We start from the raw sequence: 8,092 nt of genomic DNA, 5'->3' as shown, positions 1-8,092 counted from the left end.
TCAACTAATTTGTTCATAGCCTGTTCCTCTCCGGAGTGGTTTTCGGCTTTCACCAAAACTTTGCTCCTGGAACAGGCCTCACGTCAATTTTTTATCCAGAATTCGGGTTAACTATTGTCTGAGAACGGGAGTATCGTTGGCACGTTTAAACATGTCACTGAGTGAGTGATTGGGGAATAAAATCATATGAGCTTTTTTTAGTAGCTCTTCCCCTCTATACCCGGCAGTTCTTAAACTATCGAATACATCCATAAACTTCTCTTGCTGCTCTCCTGACCATCCACTGACAAATCGCCAAATACCATCGCAGCCACTACCTCCATATCCTCCAGAGTAGGCTGAACCTCCCATTTCATCAACCCAGAGTGATAATATAGCCTTAACCCATCGTTCTTGGGCTGGCGTTAATCTGCGCGCTTTACCTAGGTATGATTTCCTTGGCGCGTTGGCTACATGCCTGTAGCTGTTAATATCCCTCATCTTACCTCCGGCAATACCGTATGTTCTTTATCTCGACGCGTCGTATACATCAAAATTCCCGCCATTGATTTTCTATGTACCCTGACAACCATCCTTCCGCCCTCCAGTTGGAGAATGCAGCGGTGATGCCCTGTTTTTCTTTTCAGATATCTGGCCTCTTCAATTGCAGGCTCTAGTTCGGTAAACATACCTCCTCCCGCGCCCGTAATTCCCTGAGCTTTTCTTTGTACTCATCCCGAATAGACTGACATTCCTCAATCGTCCATCGATGCCGATCATGATTGGACTCAATAGCATCTACCGCTGCCTGACCAATGCGCCGGATTAACTCAACCCGGTAAGGAACAATATTCCCGGACTTATGCTGGTTACAGACGATGCACTGCCGTTGAATATTCCGTTCATCAAATCTCAACTGAGGCGCTGCTAAGGTCGTCCGATAGTGCCCTGCATCCCATTGAGAAGACGTGTGCGTACCACAGGAGACACACGGTAAGTCGCGGTCTCGTTCTCTGATATAGGCATTTACGGCGCGTTGGGCTTGTTGAATCCAATAACTGCGGGGTTTTACGGCTAACTTGCGGGCTTTGAGTTTATCTCGGTTGGCTACTTCTTTTTGTCGTCGTTCTCGTTGTCGGGCTTGTTCCTCTTTCTTGTTTTTCTGTCGGTATAGTTGAATGGCGTACTCTTCTTTATGTTCCTGACTGCACCATTGTTCGTTTGGAAATACCGGTTGGAACTTCTCGCTGCAAATTTTACATTTCCGTTGTCGAAACCTTGCCACCTTATCCCCCTAAAGCCAGTCCCATAATCAGTGTGACTGTTATCCAAAAGAGTGTGAATGGGAGGTATTTCACTGATTCTGCTCCCGCCTAAGTCTCATATACTCTGAGTTTTCCGGTATCGTCACAAAGCAATGGATACCTGCTGCCCACTGCTCAACTTGTTCCATGAATCGAAACATCTCGCCAGTGTCCAGCTTGGATGTCTGGCGGAGTGTCCTGACGTGCTCAATTTCCTGCGTTCTCGCATCAACCCGATCCACCACCTCATAGCCCAAGAAGGTATGCTTGAGCATGTCTTTGACTTTTTCTGGTGAGTAATTCCCGCCTTGGGATTTCAGATAACGGCTAATCTCACCAAACCACATATGAGCGGTAGCGTTCTGAGATTGGCTTCTGGTGTTTTTCCAAGGCTTGATGATAATGCGGTGAGGTTGGTTTGTTGCGAGAACTTCTTTGAGTTGTTGCCAGGCTAATTCTTTCGTCGATTCATGGAAGAGAAAATTACATTCCATCTAACGATCACGATCCACAAAAGGTCATGAGTGAAAGCACGATTAATAATGCCCTTCGTGGCATGGGCTACGACACCAAAACCGATGTTTGCGGGCATGGATTCCGAACGATGGCTCGCGGTGCAATGGGTGAGTCAGGATTGTGGAATGATGATGCCATCGAACGCCAGTTAAGCCACGTTGAAAGAAAAAACGTCAGAGCTGCCTATATTCACACCTCTAAACATTTAGATGAGCGACGGTTGATGGTGCAATGGTGGGCTGATTATCTAGATGCCAACAGGGAAAAACATATCACACCGTATGATTTTGCTAAGAAACGCCGGAAGTAACATTACTTAATACTTATAATATACTGAATAAAAGATGATTTTTTAGACTTTGTTGGTACTGCCAACAAAGTCTGCTTTTTATACAGTCCATAGTTGTATTATTCCATCTTTAATCTGATAGTCAGTTCAGTGCCCAGACTGTGTAAAAACCGTGATTTCATCCAACAAACATCGAGTTGGGTTGCATTTAAGCAACCCGATTAGCGCTCATCACATTCACAATGTTTTGATGCAGATTGGTGGCTTGTAATATGAAGTCATTTAAAAGCAGCGTGCCTTGAGCGTTTGGGGCAGATTTTTGGTGAAACTAAGCTTCCTTTATCACTTAGCTCAGACGGATGGCCGCCATCAAACCGACAGTTCCCAGTAGGGTCATCATACGTTTCAGATTGTAAGCAAGAACACTGAGGCTGATTTCAGTGCTCACATTTTTGAGGCGTTTAGTCAAAAAGTGAGTCGCTCCCATCCACATTTTTATCGTGCCAAACGGATGCTCAACACTCTGTTTCCTTATCACCGGGAATTCCGGATTCTCGTCCAACCGTTTTTGCATGTCATCAATAATCGATTCATGTATCCATCGTCTTATGCGACGGGGACCTTTCTTTGATGTTGTGCATTGAGATCGGATTGGGCATTCATTGCACGCTAAATTGTTGAAGTAAACATCCAGTTCTACACCTTTCTCCATGACCTTCATTCGGTTTTGTAACCTTTTACCCGCCGGACAAATGTATACATCACTGCCGTTGTCGTACTTGAAGAGAGACTTGTTAAAAATGCCTTTGCTCTCCGAACCTGAAGTGTCAATTTGTGGCACATTCGCCGTGATGCCTTGCTCATGGGCGTCTTTGATATCATTTCGACTGAAGTAGCCTTTGTCGGCTAACACGATAATCGATTTCTTCCCCAACACCTTTTGGACTTGCTCGGCAACTAATGTCAGTTGACCTCGGTCTGTTGTCATGACGATGTCGTGGCAAACGATGAGATGGTGCTTTGTATCGACCGCCGTTTGCACGTTGTAGCAGACTTGTCTTTCCATGTGGTGTGTTTTCATCAAGCGGGCATCAGGATCCGTCTGTGATATCTGTTTGTCCGGATGCTCATTAACTTGTTTTTCGAGTGCTTTTAGCTCAACTAAGCGCTGCTTTAGCCAGGCTAATTTCGATGCTGCGACGGTCGGATCAGACTCTTTTTCGTTCTCATCTTTAGCATCCATCTGGCTTAAATATTTCTCGATACTTTTTTCAACTCGCTCGATATGAAACTGCACTTTACTGGGGGTGTAGTTTTTGGATTTATTATTGACGGCTTTGAATTTACTACCATCAATAGCGAACACGGCATCTTCAAACATGTTGAGTTGTCGGCATAACTCGACGAATTTACGGCAAACGTTTTTAATTCCCTTACCATTATCCTTTCTGAAGTTTGCAATCGTTTTGAAGTCGGGAGATAAACGTTCAAGCAGCCACATTAACTCGACATTGCGGTTGCATTCCTTCTCCAGCCGTCGCGATGATTGAATTCGATTTAAATAACCGTAAATGTAGAGCTTGAGCATCAGGGCAGGGTGATATCCAGGACGGCCAGTTGACTTGGGATTCTCGCTTTCAAAACCTAAGTCGAGTAAATCTAGATGTTCAACAAAGACATCAATAACTCGCACTGGATTATCTTCGCTAACAAAGTCGTCCATGAGTTCTGGAAAGAGCGTGGATTGATGCCTTGATTGACCAGTAATATGGTGAGACATGCCAGAATCTCCATGATTATGCTTACCAATCTGATGATACTGGACTTGGCTTTGAGATTGGATCGGTAGCTAAGAGCAATTGATCATAAGTACATCGTACTTAGACCAAAAGGTGATCAAGGGTTTTTACACAGTCTGTGCCAAAAGCGGAAATTATATAGCTCCATATTGTCTGGTGGGCCGCTAAGGACCCCCAGCAATAAGCCACTTTTTGTTTTATTTCTCTAGCTAAAAAATTTCTTGTAATAGCCCAGCGAATTATAATATCGTGAGATAGCAGAACGGGTTAATCGCAGACTTCAGCCGGAAATGGCCCGTTCAGGCATAACAGTCGTCAGATTTTTGGCACAGAGCCCTTTCAGGCTGTAGCAAAAGCAAAACCTTCATCCTCCCAGCCTTTAATACCGCCAATCATTATTTTTACCGGGCGACCTAGTTGAGCCAGCTTCAGTGCCGCGCGATCGGCTCCGTTACAGTGGGGGCCTGCACAATAGACGACAAATTGAGTTTCCCTTGGCCACCTATCTAAGGACGCTGTATTAATCAGACGATGAGGAAGATGAAACGCTTCAGGGATATGGCAATGGGCAAAACTAGCTGCACTACCAACCACATGTAAAAGCACAAAGTCTCTTTCACCAGAAACTATTGCGGAATGTACGTCGGCACAATCTGTTTCCATGCTAAGACGCTGCTGGAAATAGGCAATGGCTTTTTCAGGTGTGGCAGCTGAAATATCAGTGACTGTACTCATATTGTGTTCCTCTTGTGATAAAATCAGTTTTTGTATTACTTCTATATTTCATCAAATAATTAACCTTAAAACACCTACAGACCATGACAGATTCCGCCAAGATCACGACAACATTTTCTCGCCCATTGGTCGTTGCACTAGCCTATGATGGGCTATGTACTTTCGAGTTTGGCGTAGCCGTGGAAGTTTTTGGGCTTTCACGGCCTGAATTGGGGGATAATTGGTATCGTTTTGCTGTTGCTTCTGTTGATAAAGGCGAATTACAGGCAACCGGAGGGATCCGCATCGTTGTTGATGGTGGGTATGAATTGCTTAAGGAAGCAGACACCATCGTCATTCCTGGCTGGCGTGGTGTGAACATGCCTGTTCCGCAAACGTTGTGCGATGAACTTCGAGCAGCCCATCAACGCGGTTGCCGCCTGATATCTATTTGTTCTGGTGTATTCGTACTGGCTGCAGCAGGTTTGCTGGATGGACATAAGGCGACGACACATTGGCGTTACGCCAGTGAACTCCAGCAACGTTTCCCGGCGATAAACGTTGTGGATGATGTGCTATATGTAGGTAATGATGCTTTATTGACCTCGGCAGGTAGCGCAGCAGGGATTGACCTGTGTCTACATGTAGTACGCAGCGATTTCGGGCTTGATATTGCCAATAGCGTTGCCCGTCGCCTAGTCCTTCAACCTCACAGAGATGGAAGCCAGACTCAGCAACAGCTTCGCCCTGTTGCCCGCAGTCGGGAAAGTCAGCGTTTTGGCCTTCTGCTTGACTGGCTACATAAAAATATCGCAGAGAAGCACACGCTTGATTCTCTGGCTAGCCATGTTGGTATGAGCCCTCGAACATTGACCCGTCGATTTCAGGAATCAACTGGACTTACGCCTGCCCGCTGGCTAATGAATGAACGACTTAATCGTGCACAACAGGCGCTCAATGAATCCCATTTCAGTATTGAGCAAATAGCCCAGCAAGCGGGGTTTGGCAGCGCCAACTCCCTTCGTTATCACTTTCACCAACGATTTGGTATTAGTCCACAGGCGTTGCGCAAAATGCATATTTCACGACAATAAATCCATTGATATATGGAATGGATATCAGCTTATATGCTACTAGTAAGTCAGCTCTGGTTGGTTTAACAAAAGGTGTCGCCCATGATCTGGGTAAACGAGGCATCACAGTCAACTTAATTAATCCTGGACCAGTCAACACCGATATGAATCCAGCCAATGGACCGCGAGCTTCATCTACATTGGCTAAACTAGCTCTCAATACCTATGGCCAACCCGAAGATATTGCTAAAACCGTATTATATTTAGCTAGTAACAGTGGGCGTTACATTACGGGCGCAGTGATTGACGTAGATGGTGGCTTCAACGCTTAAATCAATCTAAGCAGACGAAAATAGCTAATTTACCAATAGGCTATACGAATTTGGTAACCCCAGCCCTATTGAAGCAGAAATGATTATGCAGACTAACTTCTGCTATAACACACTCAGTTAGTTTTGAGCTGATTTACTCCTATATACATAAAGGTAGCAAAACATGATAGATACGAATGCCACTAAAAGGGACTCACCTCCCCAGCGCTGGATTATGTTTGCCATATTGCTAGTAGGAGCGTTTCTTCCTCCACTCGATTTTTTTATTGTCAATGTGGCGTTACCCGACATCAGAGATGAACTGGGTATAAGTCCAGCAGGCCAACAACTGATTATCTCTACTTATGCAACCATGTATGCCGTTATGTTGATTACGGGTGGTCGCCTGGGAGATATTTATGGCCGTAATCGCATCTTTTTCATCGGACTGACAGGGTTTGCTCTCGCTTCAACCTTGTGTGGCCTTGCCACGTCACCTTGGGTATTAATTATCGGACGGGCCTTACAGGGACTAACTGCAGCTATCATGGCTCCACAGGCATTAGCATCAATTCAGGCCATTTTCCCTGATGCCGAAAAACCCAGAGCATTGGGAATTTATGGTGCAATATTCGGCTTGGCCTCTGTAATCGGCCAAGTATTCGGAGGAATGCTGATTTCCTTAAATATCTTTGGACTGGGGTGGAGACTCATCTTCCTCGTGAATATACCTATCATCATTCTCGTCCTTATTTTCGGCCTTCCGTTATTGCAGGAAACAAGAATACAGCGTAGCCGTCGGCTAGATTTCACTGGCGTATTGCTGTCCGTGTTAACACTAGGCTGTGTAGTCATTCCATTAATTGAGGGCCGTGAAGCCGGATGGCCACTATGGGCCTGGATATCACTGGCTCTATCTCCAGTGTTGGCAGTAGTTTTCTGGCGTTATGAAACCCGCCTGGCTGCAAACGGCGGTGAACCACTGATTAACCCATCAGCGTTCCAAACGCCTGGTCTACGCACAGGATTAGTTGTCGCACTGCTATTCTACTCAATTGCCGCCTTCTTTCTCCTGTTGTCCATCTACCTTCAGGGAGCACTCGATGAAACACCATTAACAGCGGGTTTGGTTTTTCTGCCTTTTGGATTGGGCTTCCTACTGGGTCCATTATCCACCCCAATTGCTGGACGATGGCTGGGTCGATTCGTTAATTCTGCTGGCATGACGCTAGAAGCAGCAGGTTTCATCGCATTGATAATCCTTATTTCCGGAACTCTACCAGACCATCCCCCGTCTGGAGTTTTGCTGGCTTTGATATTATTTTTGATCGGGTATGGTCAAGGTCTGGCTCTACCAACTCTGGTCAAAATGATTATCAGCCGTGTAGATGCAGGCTATTCTGGAATGATTTCTGGAATTATAAACTCAACACTACAAATCAGCGCAGCACTCAGCGTGGCTATTATTGGCGGTATTTTCTTTAGCGTACTTGGTTCACGGCATGATGTATCAGCCATATCATCTGCATTTATTGCTGCCATGCTTTGTATCGCTATTCTTCTAATATTGGGCGCAATACTGAGTTTTCGGATAGTCAGACGAGAACAGACAAAGAAATGATGGCATTGATGCAAATAGGATTTTAGCACTATAGTTGCAACTGTTTGTGAGGGACTTTCCCCCAACGGGCATAATGACTAATCGTGCATGGTATTAGATAAGTCATCATAAAATATTTAACCAAAGCGAGACAGCGGATCTGAACGGCAGATATCCCCCGTTATTCATTACTATATCGACAATATATTCTTTTGGGTAAGTGTATTCCACCTGAAAAACCTTGCAGCAAATATAATGGCAGTAATGCTAATGCCCTCCACTTCTTTTTCCATGCTCTTTGGCCTGTTCTGATTTACGACAATAAACATCAACCTTAGCCTCATTTCACCATAAAAAGTCAGGGGAATACCACCACATAGCCAGACTCTTACTATTATTAACCCCAATTCCGCTTAAGATATTGCTGAAATATCTTCTTCTGAGTAGAAAATTTTCAGTGATGGCTTTTTCTCTTTAAGGCAGTAAGCAATCAATCCCGTTAAAATC

9 protein-coding genes and 2 pseudogenes are annotated in these 8,092 nt (G+C 45.0%); 4 read left to right on the top strand and 7 right to left on the bottom strand.

What is annotated here, in order from left to right; translation table 11 throughout:
• Window positions 1-111: 111 nt before the first annotated feature.
• From AACX38_RS03590 to AACX38_RS03575, 4 genes are all read right to left on the bottom strand, one after another.
• Window positions 112-480: a hypothetical protein gene (locus tag AACX38_RS03590; RefSeq protein ID WP_228865733.1), complete on the bottom strand. Its 369-nt coding sequence runs from the start codon at window positions 478-480 to the stop codon at window positions 112-114.
• Complete coding sequence (locus tag AACX38_RS03585) at window positions 477-668, bottom strand: hypothetical protein (protein WP_228865732.1); 192 nt, start codon at window positions 666-668, stop codon at window positions 477-479. Before AACX38_RS03585 ends, AACX38_RS03590 begins: the two co-directional genes overlap by 4 nt.
• Window positions 653-1,264: a recombination protein NinG gene (locus AACX38_RS03580; RefSeq protein WP_228865731.1), complete on the bottom strand. Its 612-nt coding sequence runs from the start codon at window positions 1,262-1,264 to the stop codon at window positions 653-655. Before AACX38_RS03580 ends, AACX38_RS03585 begins: the two co-directional genes overlap by 16 nt.
• Window positions 1,265-1,333: 69 nt before the next feature.
• The gene (locus tag AACX38_RS03575) at window positions 1,334-1,777 is read right to left on the bottom strand and encodes a YbcN family protein (RefSeq protein WP_228865730.1); all 444 of its coding nucleotides are present in this window, start codon (window positions 1,775-1,777) and stop codon (window positions 1,334-1,336) included.
• Window positions 1,778-1,779: 2 nt separating this feature from the next.
• On the opposite strand from AACX38_RS03575, the pseudogene AACX38_RS03570 reads away from it, so the two are divergent.
• Window positions 1,780-2,109 (top strand): annotated as a pseudogene (locus tag AACX38_RS03570) (tyrosine-type recombinase/integrase); the annotation flags it as partial.
• A 325-nt stretch (window positions 2,110-2,434) separates the two neighbouring features.
• On the opposite strand, the gene AACX38_RS03565 reads toward AACX38_RS03570, so the two are convergent.
• A complete protein-coding gene (locus AACX38_RS03565; RefSeq protein ID WP_228865729.1) occupies window positions 2,435-3,868 on the bottom strand; it encodes an IS1182 family transposase in 1,434 nt (477 codons plus the stop codon).
• Between the two features lie 358 nt (window positions 3,869-4,226).
• Window positions 4,227-4,622, bottom strand: a complete 396-nt coding sequence (locus tag AACX38_RS03560; protein ID WP_099123613.1) for a rhodanese-like domain-containing protein — start codon at window positions 4,620-4,622, stop codon at window positions 4,227-4,229.
• A gap of 83 nt (window positions 4,623-4,705) precedes the next feature.
• Between AACX38_RS03560 and ftrA the strand changes: the two genes are divergently transcribed.
• From ftrA to AACX38_RS03545, 3 genes are all read left to right on the top strand, one after another.
• Window positions 4,706-5,695, top strand: a complete 990-nt coding sequence (gene ftrA / locus AACX38_RS03555; protein ID WP_228865728.1) for a transcriptional regulator FtrA — start codon at window positions 4,706-4,708, stop codon at window positions 5,693-5,695.
• Window positions 5,696-5,712: 17 nt separating this feature from the next.
• Complete coding sequence (locus AACX38_RS03550) at window positions 5,713-6,006, top strand: SDR family oxidoreductase (RefSeq protein WP_228865727.1); 294 nt, start codon at window positions 5,713-5,715, stop codon at window positions 6,004-6,006.
• 163 nt (window positions 6,007-6,169) lie between these two features.
• Window positions 6,170-7,606: an MFS transporter gene (locus AACX38_RS03545; RefSeq protein WP_228865726.1), complete on the top strand. Its 1,437-nt coding sequence runs from the start codon at window positions 6,170-6,172 to the stop codon at window positions 7,604-7,606.
• Between the two features lie 392 nt (window positions 7,607-7,998).
• Here the strand turns inward: AACX38_RS03545 and AACX38_RS20715 are convergent.
• Window positions 7,999-8,092: pseudogene (locus AACX38_RS20715) on the bottom strand (IS982 family transposase); the annotation flags it as partial.

Origin of the sequence: Xenorhabdus sp. PB30.3 (genome assembly GCF_963895965.1) — a bacterium.
In the GTDB taxonomy this organism is placed as follows: domain Bacteria; phylum Pseudomonadota; class Gammaproteobacteria; order Enterobacterales; family Enterobacteriaceae; genus Xenorhabdus; species Xenorhabdus stockiae.
This window is presented reverse-complemented; position numbering and strand designations above follow the sequence as displayed.